Raw genomic sequence first — 17,322 nt, 5'->3', positions numbered from 1 at the left:
CGGCTTTCTGCTTTACGCTTTTTGCTTTTAGCTAATCTATGACAAGTATTGAAAGAAGGAATTGAATATAGAGAAAACAACAGCTTTGTGTTCGGGGCCGAGCGTTAGCTCAGGCCCCTTAATTACCTGCTATGAGAAAGCTTCGGGCTATTAGTATTACTCGGCTTTGATATCACTACCTTTAGACCTGTAACCTATCAACGTAGTAGTCTGCTACGACCCTATAAGGAAGTCTCATCTCGTGGCTAGTTTCGCACTTAGATGCTTTCAGCGCTTATCTATTCCCAACGTAGCTACTCTGCAGTACACCTGGCGGCATAACAGATTCACCAGAGGTTAGTCCAACCCGGTCCTCTCGTACTAAGGTCAGCCCCACTCAAACTTCCAACGCCCACAACAGATAGGGACCGAACTGTCTCGCGACGTTCTGAACCCAGCTCGCGTGCCACTTTAATGAGCGAACAGCTCAACCCTTGGGACCTTCTCCAGCCCCAGGATGTGACGAGCCGACATCGAGGTGCCAAACCTCCCCGTCGATATGAGCTCTTGGGGGAGATCAGCCTGTTATCCCCAGCGTACCTTTTATCCTTTGAGCGATGGCCCTTCCATGCAGAACCACCGGATCACTATATCCGTCTTTCGACCCAGCTCGACTTGTCTGTCTCACTGTCAAGCAAGCTTATGCTATTGCACTCCGCGTACGGTTACCAAGCGTACTGAGCTTACCTTTGAAAGCCTCCGTTACCTTTTTGGAGGCGACCACCCCAGTCAAACTACCCGCCAAACAATGTCCCCCGCTTTGCAGGGTTAGACACCAAATACAGAAAGGGTGGTATTTCAACGTTGACTAACCGACTCCTGGCGAAGCCGGATCACAGTCTCCCACCTATCCTACACATCCTGTATCCGATATCAATGTTAAGTTGTAGTGAAGGTGCATGGGGTCTTTCCGTCCCGTTGCGGGTAACCGGCGTCTTCACCGATACCACAATTTCACCGAGCTCATGGCTGAGACAGCGCCCAGATCGTTACACCATTCGTGCAGGTCGGAACTTACCCGACAAGGAATTTCGCTACCTTAGGACCGTTATAGTTACGGCCGCCGTTTACTGGGGCTTCGATTCAATGCTTCGCCTTGCGACTAACATCCCCTCTTAACCTTCCAGCACCGGGCAGGTGTCAGGCCTTATACGTCATCTTTCGATTTTGCAAAGCCATGTGTTTTTGTTAAACAGTCGCCTGGGCCTTTTCACTGCGGCTGCCATTGCTGACAGCGCCCCTTCTCCCGAAGTTACAGGGCCATTTTGCCGAGTTCCTTAGCCATGATTCACTCGAGCACCTTAGGATTCTCTCCTCGACTACCTGTGTCGGTTTACGGTACGGGTTTTTATAACCTGAAGCTTAGCGGGTTTTCTTGGAAGTCTGATTACCTGAACTATCCCATCCCCCGAAGGTTCCGAGTACTATCGGCTTTCAGCAAGATCTGCGGACTTACCTACAGATCCTATACCTACGGCCTTTAACGAACTATTCCGTCAGTTCGCGTCAGTTTCACTACTCCGTCACCGCATCGCAGTTATAAAAAGTACTGGAATATTAACCAGTTGTCCATCGGCTACGCCCTTCGGCTTCACCTTAGGCCCCGACTAACCCTGATCCGATTAGCGTTGATCAGGAAACCTTAGTCTTTCGGTGGGCGGGTTTCTCTCCCGCCTTATCGTTACTTATGCCTACATTTGCTTTTCTAAAACCTCCACAGTTGCTTGTCGCTCCTGCTTCACCGGCGTTAGAATGCTCCCCTACCAGATGCATTGCTGCAAATCCATAGCTTCGGTATACTGCTTGATGCCCGTTTATTATCCATGCCCGATCGCTCGACTAGTGAGCTGTTACGCACTCTTTAAATGAATGGCTGCTTCCAAGCCAACATCCTAGCTGTCTGTGCAATCGGACCTCGTTAGTTCAACTTAGCAATAATTTGGGGACCTTAGCTGATGGTCTGGGTTCTTTCCCTCTCGGCCATGGACCTTAGCACCCATAGCCTCACTGCCGTGTATATTAAATAGCATTCGGAGTTTGTCTGGATTTGGTAGGATTTGACTCCCCCGCACCCAATCAGTAGCTCTACCTCTATTTAACTCTACCACGACGCTGTTCCTAAAAACATTTCGGGGAGTACGAGCTATTTCCCAGTTTGATTAGCCTTTCACCCCTACCCACAGATCATCCGGAAACTTTTCAACGTTTATCGGTTCGGTCCTCCAGTACCTGTTACGGCACCTTCAACCTGTCCATGGGTAGATCACAAGGTTTCGCGTCTACCCCCACTGACTGCACGCCCTATTCAGACTCGCTTTCGCTTCGGCTTCGTGTCTGAAACACTTAACCTTGCCAGTGAGGAGTAACTCGTAGGCTCATTATGCAAAAGGCACGCCGTCACCCGTTGCCAGGCTCCGACCGCTTGTAAGTACACGGTTTCAGGTTCTATTTCACTCCCCTGTTCGGGGTTCTTTTCACCTTTCCCTCACGGTACTGGTTCACTATCGGTCTCTCAGGAGTATTTAGCCTTACCGGATGGTGCCGGCAAATTCCCACAAGGCGTCTCCGACCTCGCGGTACTCAGGATACCACTATGTTATTATTCCTTACCCGTACGCAGCTGTCATGCTCTATGGCGGGGTTTCCCACCCCCTTCCGGTTCAGTTTAATATCCAATGTCGTGGTCCTACAACCCCCATAATGCCGTAACATTATGGGTTTGGGCTTCTTCCATTTCGCTCGCCACTACTCTGGAAATCATTATTATTTTCTCTTCCTCTGCTTACTTAGATGTTTCAGTTCAGCAGGTTCGCGCTATTGCAACTATCCTTCAGATAGTTAGGTTTCCCCATTCGGAAATCCGCGGATCAATTCATATTTGCTGATCCCCGCGGCTTATCGCAGCTTATCACGTCCTTCATCGCCTCTGAGAGCCAAGGCATCCCCCGTGTACCCTTATTTACTTTCTTCCTACATCTGCCGCTTTTGCTCGGCAGCGTATGCTTTATTGAGAGTCATTTCACAGATTCAGGATTCTTAGAGCCAAGAGTCAAGACAAGTCCTGATCCCTGATTCTGTACTCTTGATTCTGATCAACAACGTCCCTACTGTTGTTTTCTCTTTTTTTCAATTACTTCTTCCAATATGTCAAAGAACGTTTTGTTTGAGGTGAAAGGTGAAAGCTTAAAGGTGAAAGGTTTTGATACCTTTTTCCTTTCGCCTTTGGCCTTTTACCTAAACAGCGTGGAGAATAACGGATTCGAACCGTTGACCCCCTGCGTGCAAGGCAGGTGCTCTAGCCAGCTGAGCTAATCCCCCAAGGATAGTGATTAGTGAGTAGTTGATTGGTGAGTAGTTAACTACTTAACTTATTCAACCGCTCTCTTTTAACCTGCAGCTTCGCTGCACTGTAGTCCCGAGCAGATTTGAACTGCTGACCCCTACATTATCAGTGTAGTGCTCTAACCAAACTGAGCTACGGGACTTTATTATAAGTTGCAGTATTTAGTTGCAGTGGCAGCGTTTTATTTCTGCTACTTACTACTGCTACTGCCACTTATTGTCCCTGCCCTGGCAGGCCCAACCGATGGCTTCATCTTTCCTGGGTTATCTTTATTAAAGCGACAAAAATAAACATGGGCAAAGCAGGTCTGTCTATATAACCTATAGGCTTACGGACTTGCTCCAGAAAGGAGGTATTCCAGCCGCACCTTCCGGTACGGCTACCTTGTTACGACTTAGCCCCAGTTACCGGTTTTACCCTAGGCGGCTCCTTACGGTTACCGACTTCAGGCACCCCCAGCTTCCATGGCTTGACGGGCGGTGTGTACAAGGCCCGGGAACGTATTCACCGCAGCATTGCTGATCTGCGATTACTAGCGAATCCAACTTCACGGGGTCGAGTTGCAGACCCCGATCCGAACTGTGACCGGCTTTTAGAGATTGGCATCCTGTTGCCAGGTAGCAGCCCTCTGTACCGACCATTGTAGCACGTGTGTAGCCCCGGACGTAAGGGCCATGATGACTTGACGTCGTCCCCTCCTTCCTCTCTACTTGCGTAGGCAGTCTGTTTAGAGTCCCCACCTTTACATGCTGGCAACTAAACATAGGGGTTGCGCTCGTTGCGGGACTTAACCCAACACCTCACGGCACGAGCTGACGACAGCCATGCAGCACCTAGTTTCGTGTCCCGAAGGACTGTGGCGTCTCTGCCACATTCACTAACTTTCAAGCCCGGGTAAGGTTCCTCGCGTATCATCGAATTAAACCACATGCTCCTCCGCTTGTGCGGGCCCCCGTCAATTCCTTTGAGTTTCACCCTTGCGGGCGTACTCCCCAGGTGGAACACTTAACGCTTTCGCTTAGACGCTGACCGTATATCGCCAACATCGAGTGTTCATCGTTTAGGGCGTGGACTACCAGGGTATCTAATCCTGTTTGATCCCCACGCTTTCGTGCCTCAGTGTCAATCAGACCATAGTAAGCTGCCTTCGCAATCGGTGTTCTGTGACATATCTATGCATTTCACCGCTACTTGTCACATTCCGCCTACCTCTAGTCCATTCAAGCCCATCAGTATCAAGGGCACTGCGATAGTTAAGCTACCGTCTTTCACCCCTGACTTAACAGGCCACCTACGCACCCTTTAAACCCAATAAATCCGGATAACGCTTGGATCCTCCGTATTACCGCGGCTGCTGGCACGGAGTTAGCCGATCCTTATTCTTACAGTACATTCAGCTTGATACACGTATCAAGGTTTATTCCCGTACAAAAGCAGTTTACAACCCATAGGGCCGTCGTCCTGCACGCGGCATGGCTGGTTCAGGCTTCCGCCCATTGACCAATATTCCTTACTGCTGCCTCCCGTAGGAGTCTGGTCCGTGTCTCAGTACCAGTGTGGGGGGCCATCCTCTCAGATCCCCTAAACATCGTAGCCTTGGTAAGCCGTTACCTTACCAACTAGCTAATGTTCCGCATGCCCATCTTGTTCCTATAAATATTTGGTTATATTGTGATGCCACATCATAACGTTATGCGGTCTTAATCTCTCTTTCGAGAGGCTATCCCCCTGAACAAGGTAGGTTACATACGTGTTACGCACCCGTGCGCCACTCTCATTAGGAGCAAGCTCCCAAATCCCGTCCGACTTGCATGTATTAGGCCTGCCGCTAGCGTTCATCCTGAGCCAGGATCAAACTCTCCATTGTAAAATGTTTTGTTTGTATCCAGACCCTATTACTCAAAATAGAAATCTGTATTTGAGCTGAAAGCTGAAAGACTAAAGCTGAAAGCCTTTGACAGCTTTTTGCTTTTAGCTTTGCGCTTTTAGCTATGTTATCTTTATACAAATCCCAAGCTTCCGAGTTAAATTGACAGTTACTTTGATCTTACTCAAAGCCCCGCTTTGCTTCATGATTTATTTTTGTCTCTTTATCTTTCTAAGAACTTTTTCGCTTTCCCATCCCGGTACCGGCTGTATGTTTTCCATCATTGCGATGCTAAACTTTTCTGATTTTGTGAACCGAAAATTGCTTTCGGTTTTGTTTTCCTTTTGGGACTGCAAAGGTAGAAACCTTTTTTACATTCTCAAAATTTATTTTTTATTTTTTTTCACTTCCCGTTTTCTTCGTTTTTCAAAGCCTTTCGGCCTTTTCTTTCCTTCGTTTGCGGGTTGCAAAGGTGAGGATTATTTTTTGTTTTGTCAAGTGTTATTTTCACTTTTTTAAAACTTTATTTTTACCTCTTAAATATGTTAAAAAACAACGCCTTTTTCTAAAGCGGACACAAATGTAAGGAGATTTTTGACACCTGCAAAAAAGTATTTTAAAATAATGAAAACTATTTGTTAACTCACTGATAACTAAGTCGCCTATTTTGCTTAAAAATTGCACGATCGGCTCCTGCAACGCACTGCAGCATTATTTTGTACCTTTGATACTGTATGAGCAATATCCAATTTCCTGCAAATTTTATTAACTCGTTAAGCAATGCCCCCGGTTTCGACGCGCAAAAATTCATCGCGGCGCATCAAAATTCGCCCTCGCCTACTACCATACGCGCCAATCCATATAAACCTGCACCTATATATAAAGGTGTGCAGGTACCCTGGTGCCCGGAGGGTTTTTACCTGGCCGAGCGACCGTCGTTCACTTTCGACCCGCTTTTTCATGCCGGCTGCTATTATGTGCAGGAAGCGTCGAGCATGTTCATCGCCCATATACTACAATATATAAGGAGTGAAAATGATGATACGCTAAAGGTGCTTGACCTATGCGCTGCTCCCGGAGGCAAAAGCACGTTGCTTAGTTCGGCTTTAAACAGCGATGATCTGCTGGTAGCAAACGAGATCATCAAAACCCGCGTACCGATATTAACAGATAACCTGACCAAGTGGGGGCCATCAAACATCATAGCCAGCAATAACGACCCGAAGGATTTTAACCGCCTGAAGGGTTTCTTCGATATCATATTAGTTGATGCGCCCTGCTCGGGCTCGGGCATGTTCCGCAAGGATCCCGATGCGATGAACGAATGGAGCGAGGCCAATGTTAACCTTTGCCACCAGCGCCAGGAACGCATCCTTGCCGATATTTACCCCGCACTGGCCGGCGATGGATACCTTATATATAGTACCTGCTCTTATTCGGTAGCCGAGAATGAGGCCGTGCTTGATTGGCTTTGTACCGAATTTGATCTGGAAAGTATCCGGATATCTATAAATAAGGAATGGGGGATTGTAGAAAGTCAGAGCGACCGGCACAAAGCATGGGGATATCGCTTTTATCCCGGTAAGGTACAAGGCGAAGGCTTATTTGCGGCATGTCTGCGTAAAACGACAGCAACAGGAAGCAATCCATCAAACTATAAGAACAAGAACACGCAAAAGCCCGACTATAAATCGATAGACTTATTGAAGCCTTATATAAAGGATGCCGACAACTACTATTATTTTAAGGTGGGCGACGATTGGCTGGCCATCGACCGTGAACACAAAGACGCGCTGGGTATTTTACAGCAGCACCTGTATCTGAAAAAATCGGGGGTGCGCCTGGGAAGCATCGCCGGTAAAGACCTGGTGCCCGATCATGAACTGGCACTTAGCCTTATTATTAATAAGGATGCTGTTTTGCAAACCGGACTAACCCGCGAACAGGCCATCGCTTATTTAAGGCGCGACAATATCCCCGATCTGGATCCTACCGAAAAAGGCTGGAGTTTGATGACTTTCGAAAATCAACCTTTGGGATGGGCTAAACTGCTGCCTAATCGTATAAATAATTATTATCCTAAGGAAATGCGGATACTGGCAAGCCCCCCGGCCCTCTAACTATTTTGTCATTCCGATAGCACATGTGGCGGGATGCTGAAGGCGGGCGAAAGAGAACTATCTCTTGACCGGATATATATCTGCAACCAACTGCGCGTATAAGACCTCTCCTCAACCCAAAGCTCATCCCCCGAAGTTCGTTCGAGACACCAAGATTAATAACTATCTTTATCGCAACAGAAAACTAAACAATGAAAAAACTTATCCTTACCACTGCCGCATTGTGCGCTGTTGCAAGTATTGGCTTCGGACAGGCCAAACTGGTGCAAAAGGTTACCCAAAAAGGTACCGAACTGGTGATCCCTTACGAAAAATATGTGCTGCCTAACGGATTGACCGTTATCCTGCACGAAGATCATTCAGACCCTGTTGTACATGTTGACGTAACCTACCATGTAGGTTCAGCGCGCGAGCAGGTGGGTAAATCGGGCTTCGCGCATTTTTTTGAGCATATGATGTTTGAGGGGTCGGACCATGCGCATAAAGGCATCCACGATAAAATTACTTTGGGTAACGGTGGTACCAATAACGGATCGACCAATAACGACCGGACCAACTACTACGAGACCGAACCAAAAAACGTACTGGAACAGTGTATTTGGCTGGAAGCCGACCGTATGGGGTTTCTGCTTGGTCAGGTAACACAGGACAGGTTTGAAGTACAGCGCGCCACCGTAAAGAACGAACGCGGCCAAAACTATGATAACCGTCAGTATGGCTTGGTTGGCCAGTATACCAACAAAAACCTGTACCCTTACGGCCACCCATACTCGTGGCTGACCATCGGCTATATCGAAGATCTGAACCGTAGCAATGTAAACGATTTGAAGAACTTCTTTATGCGCTGGTACAGCCCTAACAATGCTACACTAACCATCGGCGGCGATATTAACCCGCAGGCTACCATGAAAATGGTAGAGAAATACTTCGGTGCTATACCGCGCGGCCCGGAAGTGAAACCGGTAGTGGTTGAACCTGTACACCTAACTGCCGACCGCTATGTATCGTACACCGATAACTACGCGCGATTGCCTTTACTTTCTATCACATACCCAACCGTAAAAGATTATGATAAGGATATGGTGCCGCTTGATTGCCTTGCCGAAATACTGGGGCAGGGTAAAAACTCGGTATTGTACCAAACCATGGTTAAAAAACAGCAGGCATTACAGGCGAGCGCTTTTGGCGACCAGGCCGAATTAGCCGGTGTGATGACCTTCCGTTTTGTGCCGGTGCCGGGTAAAACCCTGGCCGATATGGAGGGCATGTTCCGTGCCGCGCTTGATACCTTTGAGCGCCGTGGCGTTACCGACGAGGACTTGGCCAAGTTTAAAGGCAGTGTACAGTCTAACTTTGTAAACGGGTTACAAAGCGTATCGGGCAAAGTATCGCAACTGGCCCAATTTCAAACTTTCACCGGCAACCCTAACAAAACCGCCGAACTGATTAAAATGTACAACTCGGTTACCAAGGCCGATGTAATGCGGGTTTATAACACTTACATTAAAAATAAAAATTCGGTTATTGTAAGCGTACTGACCAAAACTGGCAACGTTAGCCCGGCTAAACCCGATAACTATACCGTTGACACCACACATTACGTAGCGCCAAACTATGGCTATGATAAACTGAAATACGTAAAAGCTAAGGATAACTTTAACCGCGCCATTACTCCACCGCTGGGCCCTGTACCGGTTGTGAAAACACCGGTCTTCTGGCGCAAGGATATTGCCGGCGCGCAGGTGATCGGTGTGCCAAATACCGAGATCCCGCTGGTTACCTTCTCGCTTACGATGCCTGGTGGCCATTTGTCTGATGCTAAGGATATGTCTAAAGCTGGCCTGGCATCTTTCTTTGCCAGCATGATGAACGAGGATACCAAAAACTACACGGCCGAAAAGTTCTCGATAGAACTGCAAAAGCTGGGCAGCCGTGTTAGTGTGGGCAGTGGTACGGATGGTACTACCTTCTCGGTACAATCGTTGAAAAGCAATTTCGGTAAAACCATGGCCTTGCTTCAGGAGCGCATCTTCAACCCTAAATTTACCCAGCAGGCATTCGACCTGAACAAGAAACAAAAACTGGAAGCTTTCAAATCGCAAAAAGCGGCGCCGGCTTCTATCGCGCCGGTGGTTTACGACAAGATCAACTACGGGCCTGATAACGTATTGGGTGTATCTGCCGGTGGTACCGAAAAAACGGTAGCCAACATCACACTGGCCGATATTGAGAACTATTGCAAAAACTATATCACATCTAACGGTGCCAAAGTGGTAATTGTGGGCGACATCACCGAAGCCGAAGCTTTGGCCCAACTGGCTTTTCTGGATAAACTGCCTAATAAAAAGATCGATCTGCAAATCCCGGGCCCTGCTGTATCTGTAGGCAAAACCAAAATTTATTTGATTGATGTGCCTAAGGCCGCGCAAACCCAGTTTTATGTAGGCTACGGTACCGATCTGCATTATAGCCCGATTGGCGATTCGTATCTTACCGTATTGGCTAACTACCCATTGGGCGGCGATTTTACCAGCCGGTTAAATACCTATCTGCGCGAAACCAAGGGCTGGACCTATGGCGCCAGCAGCCGTTTTACTAACGATAAGTACTCGGGCGAGTTTACCTTTAGCTCGGGGATCCGTGCGCCATCTACCGATAGCGCTTTGGTGGCCCTGATTGATGGCATTAACAGCTACAATAGCACCGGCCCAACTGCCGATGAGGTGAGCTTCCTGAAAAAGGCCATTGGCCAGGGTAATGCCCTGCGTTACGAAACCGGCGCGCAAAAAGCCAGCTTCGCATCGCGCCTGTTAAACTATAACCTGCAGCCAAACTATTTGGAGCAGCAGGCTGCGATACTGAAGAATGTTACGGCTGCTCAGTTAAAAGCGATATCTAACAAATACATCCCAACCGATAAGTTGAATATTTTGCTGGTAGGCGATAAGGCCCGCATACTGCCCGATCTGAAAAAGCACAATTACGAGTTAATTGAGCTGGATGCTGATGGGAATATGATCAGTAAGTTATAATTGATCCGCAGTTAATAAAAAAGCCTGTTATTTAAATAACAGGCTTTTTTATTAAGGATTTGCTTAAATCCGGATCTTAATTATTTCAAACATCTTTAATTTCTGCTGCGCACACGTACCGGCTTCAGGCGGTTGGTGTTATGGCAAAGCAACAGAAAATATATGTAGCCGATGATACCCACAAGGGCCAAGCCAGCCAGCACAATGCGCCCTTTTTGCTGCTGCATAATGCCTTGTATCAACACTCCGATATCAAATACCAGGCACAAGATGGCGGTGATAAATGGCCCTATCGATCTCTTGTTCATGCGGTGCGTTTTTAATGTTAGGTAAGATAATAGTATTGAACGATAAAAACAAGTTTTTATTTTGTGTAATATTTACACCACCGGTTTTACAAATAACTCAGCCACCACTGCTTATGCGTTTGTTTATACTTCATATACCAGCGGCAAGGGAAATACAGTATCACTATAACGGCCAGCCAAACCAGGTAAACCCCCACAAGCCCAAAGCCATGCGGCCCAAGCGAACCAAGCCCCACTGTTTGGAAATCCTTTGCCGAAAGATGCTCCAGCTTTGCAACAAATATCTCGGCGCTATGCACTAAGTAAATATGCAATACGTAATAAAACAAGGGCACCCGGCCAAATACAGTAAAGAACCGGCTCAGTTTATTATCGGTTTTATCAAAGGCAACCAGCGCCAGTATGGATATCCCCAAAGTCATTAACAGGTAGGCCAGGGATGGCGGATATTTCTGGCATTTAATAATGGCCAGCACATCGCGCCACAGGGTGGCTTGCTTTTGCCAGGGTATCGGGTCGCCATAAACATTAAACCCGCGGAACGCTATAAAAAGGATAAGGCTACTGATACCTATGCTGATAAAGGCTTTGCGGCGCTCTGCCGGTTCAAGTTTAAATAGGGTGCCAAAAGCATACCCGGCGGCCATTACCCCTACCCAGGGCACCAGCGGATATAGCAGGAATATCGATTCGTAATCGTTTATTTTGTAAAAGTTTGTTTCGTGTAAAAACATCCAAAAAAACTTATACTCCCCCCAGCTATCGGCCTTTACATAATCGTAGGCGTTATGACCAAATATCAATATCAAGCCAAACACACCCACATAAACCGGCTTTAAAAATATCAGCGCCGAAAGGATGATCATGCTCCAGCCGATGGCCCAGATCACCTGCGCGAATATGGTATGGAAGCCGATATCAAACTGCCAGCCGAAGCCAATGATGGTCAGTTCTAAAACCAGCAGCCATATACCCCTGCTCAATAAAAAAAGCGAGGCCTCTTTTTTTGTCTTCTTTTTAGATAAGGACAGAAAGGCGCTGGCGCCCGACAGGAAAACAAATGCAGGGGCGCAGAAGTGCGTGATCCACCGGGTAAAGAAAAGCAGGGTTGAAGCTTTTTCAAGATCGAGCGGGTCGACTGGCGAGTTCGAAAAAAAATCGCGCACATGATCAAGCGCCATGATCACCATAATAATACCCCGCAGGATATCGATAGCGTGGATACGGGCGGTTTGTTGTGGTATAGCTGCTTCCATATATATTAATTTGATGAAAGTATGAAGATAATAAATTACGGAATACGCAGCTAATTACTTTACCTGCCTGGGTTTATAAAAACAAAAAGCCCTCCCGGCAGAACAGGAGGGCACATTAAACCTGGCGGCCCTGCCTTGTTTAATTGTGTTTTGGTTTGGATGAATTGTGTTATCTTCCCCGATAAGGTTTAGGTTGGCCGATCGGAAAATCAATAGTTAAATATTTAAAAAATATTGGGCTGATATGCCATTGTGGGGACGAACGAGGGTGTTTGTGATGATGAAACAGGTTTAATTGTAAATTAAAAAAAAACAGTACTTTTATCGCATTGCTATATCAACATAACAATGCCCCTATTTATCACATTAAAACTATTAAACTATTACCATGCAGCATGATATTTCGATATTGATTATTGAAGATGATGCCATGTGGTCGCAAAGCCTGAAAAACAACCTGGTTGATTTTGGCTTTACTGTAGTTGGTACTCCTAATACTTTCCAAAACGCCATAACCGCGTTAAATAGCCTTAACTATGATATCGCTTTGCTGGATATCAACCTGCATACCCGGAACGAGGGGATAGAGTTGGGGAAGATGCTAACCAATTTATATCGCAAGCCTTTTATTTTTATCACCGGCAACTTTGATAAACAAACGATGGACCAGGCTGTTGAAGCCAAACCATCGGCTTATTTAACCAAACCGGTAAACCCGGTTTCGCTGTATGTAACTATACAAAGCGCTATTAATAACTTCAACAATAAAACAGTAGCCATTGCCGCTAAACCAGGCGAAACCGATAGCGATTCGTTTTTTGTGAAGCTGGGCGATAAGTACAAAAAAATAAACTGGAAAGACGTAGTTTATCTAACATCCGACAAAAACTATACGGTAATATTTAATGCTGTTGACGGTACCGAATATTATATCCGCAGTTCCATGAACCGTACCCTGCAATATATTGTACCCAAACATTTGCAAGGCAAGTTTATACAGGTTAACCGTGCCGAAACTGTTCAGTTATCTTTCATAACCGAATTAATTGCTGATGAAGTATACACGCCATATAAAACCTTTACGGTTAGCGAGAATTACATCAGGGACCTGAAGAAGCAGCTAAACATTATCGCTTAAAGGCAGGCTGACGGTAAAGGTAGTGCCCTGCCCAACTTTACTTTCAAAGCTGATATCGCCACTATGTTCATCAACAATTTGTTTGCAGATGGACAAGCCCAGGCCAAAGGATTTTTCGCCCGATGTACCGTATTGTTTAGAAGTGGTAAACATATCAAATACATTGGCCTGCAAGTTTTGGGGGATACCTACGCCATTGTCGCGTATTGTAAATAAAGCCCGCTTATTTTCCCTTTTTACGTCAATCTCAATTACCTTCCCTTCGTAACTGAATTTGATAGCATTGGTAACCAAATTGCTGACCACCCGGGATACCCGTTCCGGAACAACCAATACCGGCAACAGCCCGGGTGATGGATTAAAGACGAGCCGCTGTTGCTTTTCTGCCGCCTTAAACTCCAGCAAGTTAACAGCGCTTTTTATCAACTGGTTGAGATCTGTTGTTTCCCGCACCATATTTTCACTATCATCAGCGCGTAAGCTCAACAATTCATTAATCAGGCCAAGCGCGTTTTCTGATGCGCGCTTTACCATGGTTAACGATTCGGCCGTTCTTTCATCTACGCTTTCCTCCATCAGCATACTTTCGGCCAGAAAGCCGGTTACGCCTACCGGGTTGCGCAAATCGTGCGCTACCACGTTCAATATTCGGTCTTTATCTTTATTGGCTTTCTCTAAAGCGGTTTTTTGGCTGCTTACCTGGTTATTTAATTGGGTTAAGGCTTTCACGTTCCGGCGGCTGCGGCGATAGTTATACAACACCAATACAATAATAACAACGGCCATTACCGAAAGCGAGATCACTATCCAAAGGTAGATCCTGTTGAGCTGATTGTCTTTTTTCAACAGGCTGATCTCCAGCTTTTGGCTCCTGGCATTCAGTTCTTTATTCAGGTCGGTATCTGTTTTTTCTCTTTTAGCAGTTGCCATCGAATCGCGCATGGCAATGTAGTTTTTATAATAGGTTAGCTCCTGCAGGGGCAGGTTATAAGCGGCAGCATATTGGTACATCAGGCGTTTCCAGCCCAGTATGGCGTCTTCGTTATTAAATTTGTTTACTTTTAATGTTTTGTCCAGGCTATCCAGCGTTTGCTTTAGTTTGGGCAATTGCCGCTGTTGCAGGTACATATCGCCCAGGTGCATCAGCGTTAACTGGGCGTCATACAGTTCTCCCCAGCTTGTACTGTTGGTTATATTGAGGCTTTTTTTGAAATACAGTTCGGCCGAATCTAACTTGTTTTCCTTCACCATTACCTGCGCAATATTTCCGTATACGATGCCCCGGTTACGACGGGCCACTACCCTGTTAACCATTGTATCAGTGTTGTATCTGTGCCTGCTTTCAGACAGGCTTATCTGTTTTAGCGCTTTTGAATAGTAAATACGTGCGCTGTCGTTAATATGCTGTTTATGATAACAAAGTGCTATATCGCTTATAAGTTCCTGTACCTCCAGGTCGAAGTATTGATTTTTAGATGGAATATCGCAGCCTTTTACAATATTTAGCGTGCGTTGAAAGTATTGTTTGGCAACATCATAACGCTGTTGTTTATATAAAGCAAGCCCCAACAAATGATATATTAAATTCGCGTCGCACTGGTTTTTAAATTTTTCGGCCCGGTCTTTCGCTTTAAAAAACTCATCGATAGCGGGTTGTACACGGCCTCCATTATACAATATGTTGGCCTTTGTAAAGTGCCTTGATGTATATTTAAGCTCCCACCCGCTGTCGGTTAACGAATGGTTATCGGTAATTAAAATACCCGAATCGGCATAAAGCACCGCGCTGTCAGTTTTCCCTAACAAACTGTATAAGTAAGCCACATAGTTGTAGTAATGCAGCTTTAATGCAATGTTTTTTGTTTTTTGGCCTTTGTAAACGGCCTTGGCCGAAATAAGGGCTTTGTCCGGCCCTTTTGACAATAGATCATGACTGGGGAAAAATATACTGTCTGCTTCCTTGTCCATACGCGCGTCAAGGTCGCCTCTTTGCCTGCACGATGATAAAATAGCGGTGATGATCAAAACACCGGCGCAAAAAGCCGGCAGTACTTTTAAATTAAAAAATGAAGTACCTGTTTTATTTATATACATTACCGCTACGCGTTTTCATCATAGTTCACTAAAAAATTTAATAAAGATTATAAAATTGTGATATAAGGGCCCGGGAGGCCCTAAAGATATTAAAACTGGCAGGAATATAAAAACCGGCCGGTATAAACCGGGCCGGTCTGTAAAAAAATATAATTAAAAGGTTATATCTGCATATTATACAGTCATTACCCGCTCATCAGGCACACCTTTCCCGGTTTCAATAAACTGGTGCAGGCTGTTGATATAATAGGTCCAGCCCGATGAGCAGCCGTTGTAGCATTGAAATTTAGGGGTAAGGCCCTTGTGCGTAAACGTTAGTTGTGTTTTGTTATCAACTGCTGATATTTCAAAAACGGTTTCGGTGCCCGTCCATTCGTGATGGTCTTCCACAAAAGTTAGTTTGCTATCGGTAATTAGCCAAACCATCCTTTTGCCGGGGATCACTTCGCTTAATTTTTGCCGCGAATAATGCACATCGCCAAAGCGCACCTCAAATTCATCGTTTAGGTTTTGCGATGCGCCTTCTAAATTTTCTGTCCACCAGCTGCACACGTTGCTGATGGCGTTGAATACCTCTTCCGGTGTTTTGTCTACCGTAAAGGTTTTACTGAAATTCTGATCTTCCATGTTTTTTATTTTTTGTTCCGTTCGTTTAATAATGCCCCCAGGTTCTTCAGTTTCCGCTCCCAGAAGCTATCATAATATTCCAGCCATTTGTTCAGTTCGTTAAAGCCGTCCTGCTTCAGGCTGCAGTAACGCTCGCGGCCCACATCCTGTATCGATATAAAGCCGGCATTATCCAGCACTTTAATGTGTTTGGAAACCGCCGGCCTGCTCATATCAAAGTTCTCGGCCAGGGCGTTAATGGTCAGGCTGTCTTTAGATAGCAGGTACAATATTTGCCTGCGGCTGGGGTCGGCTATTACCTGGAACGCGTCAAGCCTTTGCTGTTCCATCGTTGGCGGCGTTTATGGTTTGCAGTATCTTTTCCATAAGCACCTGCCAGCCTTTGTTCATCGAATCGAACATGGCCGAGAAGTTCAGCCCTTTAAAATCGCGATGCTGCAATAGCAATTCGGTGCCGTTTTCTTTAGCGGTCAGCGTCCAGTGTACTATCGATTCGGTTTGCGGGGCACCATCGCCCGGACCAAACATCCACGAGTAGGATAGCTTTTTAAACGGGGTTAACTCTAAAACCTGGCAGTAGATATTTCCATCAAAATCCATTTCGGGCATGGGTTTAGCCGTGAATTGAAATTTGTGCCCTACTTCGGGTTTAAAATCGTTTTTCATCATCCATTGCGCTATCAGTTCGGCAGTGGTCATGTACTCCCAAACCAGCTCGGGCGGGTGAGGGTAAAAAAATTGGTGTTGGATCATTTTTGCCATAATACGTAACTTTGAAGTTACTCAAATGTATGCGTAACTTATGAGTTACACAAATTTATTTTCACTTTTTTTGATGAAATATTTTACGGCATAAAAAAAAGCGCTGTTTTTCTGACAGCGCTTTCTACTACAAAGTTGGCAATGATCTGCTTAAGCGGTTACCACAGCTTTGTTCTTTCTTTTTAATACCAGGGCGCTCACCAGTGCCACCACCAATCCCACGGGCAATACTTCGGCATAGGTGATGATAATTACAAAAAAGGTATTTTTATACATATCCTTAAAGCCGGCCATCTCTTTGGTTTTCGCGGCAAGTTCGGCAGGTTTTTCCTGTGCCACCTCTTTTAGTACATGGGTTATGTATTTATCCAGGTAATCGGGCACAAACAAATAATAATAAAACAACCAAACCAGCACATACATGGTAGCGCCGGCCAGGGCAATCAGCGCGCCGGTTTTAAACGCCTGCCCGAAGGAGATCATTCCGCCCAGCTCCTTATTACGATAATTCCGCACCCCGAAAAACACCAGCGAAAAAATAACGATCATGGCCGCGTAGCCAACAACATCGTTACTTTTAAAATCGGGATTGGTATAACACAAGTGAACCATGTAGATCATATTTCCACACAGTATGGCCCCCAGTACCAGGCCAAAGATCAATACGTTCCTTTTCATTTTTTTATGGTTTAAATATGCTGCAAAACTAAAACCGGGCAGCAAACGCCGTTCATAC

General features: G+C 45.9%; 10 protein-coding genes, 2 tRNA genes and 2 rRNA genes. 3 read left to right on the top strand and 11 right to left on the bottom strand.

Annotated features, from left to right (window positions below; translation table 11 throughout):
• Positions 1–131: 131 nt before the first annotated feature.
• The 4 genes from HQ865_RS24430 to HQ865_RS24415 all read right to left on the bottom strand — a co-directional run bounded on the left by HQ865_RS24430 (position 132) and on the right by HQ865_RS24415 (position 5,249).
• Positions 132–3,008 (bottom strand): 23S ribosomal RNA (locus HQ865_RS24430).
• 275 nt (positions 3,009–3,283) lie between these two features.
• Positions 3,284–3,357 (bottom strand) — tRNA-Ala (locus HQ865_RS24425).
• Positions 3,358–3,449: 92 nt separating this feature from the next.
• A tRNA-Ile gene (locus tag HQ865_RS24420) sits at positions 3,450–3,524 on the bottom strand.
• A gap of 203 nt (positions 3,525–3,727) precedes the next feature.
• A 16S ribosomal RNA gene (locus tag HQ865_RS24415) occupies positions 3,728–5,249 on the bottom strand.
• The 16S and 23S rRNA genes sit together here with 2 tRNA genes alongside, the layout of an rRNA operon.
• Positions 5,250–5,983: 734 nt before the next feature.
• On the opposite strand from HQ865_RS24415, the gene HQ865_RS24410 reads away from it, so the two are divergent.
• Both HQ865_RS24410 and HQ865_RS24405 read left to right on the top strand, forming a co-directional pair.
• Positions 5,984–7,369, top strand: coding sequence for a methyltransferase RsmF C-terminal domain-like protein (locus tag HQ865_RS24410; protein WP_173417416.1), 1,386 nt, complete (start codon positions 5,984–5,986; stop codon positions 7,367–7,369).
• A 191-nt stretch (positions 7,370–7,560) separates the two neighbouring features.
• Positions 7,561–10,401, top strand: a complete 2,841-nt coding sequence (locus HQ865_RS24405) for a M16 family metallopeptidase (RefSeq protein WP_173417415.1) — start codon at positions 7,561–7,563, stop codon at positions 10,399–10,401.
• 95 nt (positions 10,402–10,496) lie between these two features.
• Here HQ865_RS24405 and HQ865_RS24400 read toward each other — a convergent pair whose 3' ends face one another.
• Together HQ865_RS24400 and HQ865_RS24395 are read right to left on the bottom strand one after the other, a co-directional pair.
• Entirely contained in the window at positions 10,497–10,709 is a 213-nt protein-coding gene (locus HQ865_RS24400; RefSeq protein WP_173417414.1) for a hypothetical protein, read from the bottom strand.
• Between the two features lie 86 nt (positions 10,710–10,795).
• Complete coding sequence (locus HQ865_RS24395) at positions 10,796–11,965, bottom strand: DUF1624 domain-containing protein (RefSeq protein ID WP_173417413.1); 1,170 nt, start codon at positions 11,963–11,965, stop codon at positions 10,796–10,798.
• 388 nt (positions 11,966–12,353) lie between these two features.
• Between HQ865_RS24395 and HQ865_RS24390 the strand changes: the two genes are divergently transcribed.
• Positions 12,354–13,103: a LytR/AlgR family response regulator transcription factor gene (locus HQ865_RS24390; RefSeq protein ID WP_173417412.1), complete on the top strand. Its 750-nt coding sequence runs from the start codon at positions 12,354–12,356 to the stop codon at positions 13,101–13,103.
• Here the strand turns inward: HQ865_RS24390 and HQ865_RS24385 are convergent.
• From HQ865_RS24385 to HQ865_RS24365, 5 genes are all read right to left on the bottom strand, one after another.
• Positions 13,086–15,197, bottom strand: coding sequence for an ATP-binding protein (locus HQ865_RS24385; protein ID WP_173417411.1), 2,112 nt, complete (start codon positions 15,195–15,197; stop codon positions 13,086–13,088). The genes HQ865_RS24390 and HQ865_RS24385 overlap by 18 nt on opposite strands.
• Before the next feature lie 174 nt (positions 15,198–15,371).
• Positions 15,372–15,824 (bottom strand): SRPBCC family protein, encoded by a 453-nt coding sequence (locus tag HQ865_RS24380; protein ID WP_173417410.1) that lies wholly within the window; start codon positions 15,822–15,824, stop codon positions 15,372–15,374.
• A 5-nt stretch (positions 15,825–15,829) separates the two neighbouring features.
• The gene (locus HQ865_RS24375; protein ID WP_173417409.1) at positions 15,830–16,153 is read right to left on the bottom strand and encodes an ArsR/SmtB family transcription factor; all 324 of its coding nucleotides are present in this window, start codon (positions 16,151–16,153) and stop codon (positions 15,830–15,832) included.
• Positions 16,134–16,586, bottom strand: coding sequence for an SRPBCC family protein (locus tag HQ865_RS24370; RefSeq protein ID WP_173417408.1), 453 nt, complete (start codon positions 16,584–16,586; stop codon positions 16,134–16,136). The genes HQ865_RS24375 and HQ865_RS24370 overlap by 20 nt, the downstream gene beginning before the upstream one ends.
• A gap of 150 nt (positions 16,587–16,736) precedes the next feature.
• Positions 16,737–17,264, bottom strand: a complete 528-nt coding sequence (locus tag HQ865_RS24365; protein ID WP_173417407.1) for a DUF4199 domain-containing protein — start codon at positions 17,262–17,264, stop codon at positions 16,737–16,739.
• Positions 17,265–17,322: the final 58 nt, after the last annotated feature.

Origin of the sequence: Mucilaginibacter mali (assembly GCF_013283875.1) — a bacterium.
Taxonomy (GTDB): domain Bacteria; phylum Bacteroidota; class Bacteroidia; order Sphingobacteriales; family Sphingobacteriaceae; genus Mucilaginibacter; species Mucilaginibacter mali.
Note: the sequence above shows the minus strand (reverse complement) of the source record. Positions and strands in the feature narration are given on the sequence as shown.

What these genes read in the sequence shown, in the direction of transcription:
- HQ865_RS24410 (WP_173417416.1), top strand. Translation starts at nt 5,984, where the DNA reads ATGAGCAATATCCAATTTCCTGCAAATTTTATTAACTCGTTAAGCAAT.
- HQ865_RS24405 (WP_173417415.1), top strand. Translation starts at nt 7,561, where the DNA reads ATGAAAAAACTTATCCTTACCACTGCCGCATTGTGCGCTGTTGCAAGT.
- HQ865_RS24400 (WP_173417414.1), bottom strand. Translation starts at nt 10,709, where the DNA reads ATGAACAAGAGATCGATAGGGCCATTTATCACCGCCATCTTGTGCCTG.
- HQ865_RS24395 (WP_173417413.1), bottom strand. Translation starts at nt 11,965, where the DNA reads ATGGAAGCAGCTATACCACAACAAACCGCCCGTATCCACGCTATCGAT.
- HQ865_RS24390 (WP_173417412.1), top strand. Translation starts at nt 12,354, where the DNA reads ATGCAGCATGATATTTCGATATTGATTATTGAAGATGATGCCATGTGG.
- HQ865_RS24385 (WP_173417411.1), bottom strand. Translation starts at nt 15,197, where the DNA reads ATGTATATAAATAAAACAGGTACTTCATTTTTTAATTTAAAAGTACTG.
- HQ865_RS24380 (WP_173417410.1), bottom strand. Translation starts at nt 15,824, where the DNA reads ATGGAAGATCAGAATTTCAGTAAAACCTTTACGGTAGACAAAACACCG.
- HQ865_RS24375 (WP_173417409.1), bottom strand. Translation starts at nt 16,153, where the DNA reads ATGGAACAGCAAAGGCTTGACGCGTTCCAGGTAATAGCCGACCCCAGC.
- HQ865_RS24370 (WP_173417408.1), bottom strand. Translation starts at nt 16,586, where the DNA reads ATGGCAAAAATGATCCAACACCAATTTTTTTACCCTCACCCGCCCGAG.
- HQ865_RS24365 (WP_173417407.1), bottom strand. Translation starts at nt 17,264, where the DNA reads ATGAAAAGGAACGTATTGATCTTTGGCCTGGTACTGGGGGCCATACTG.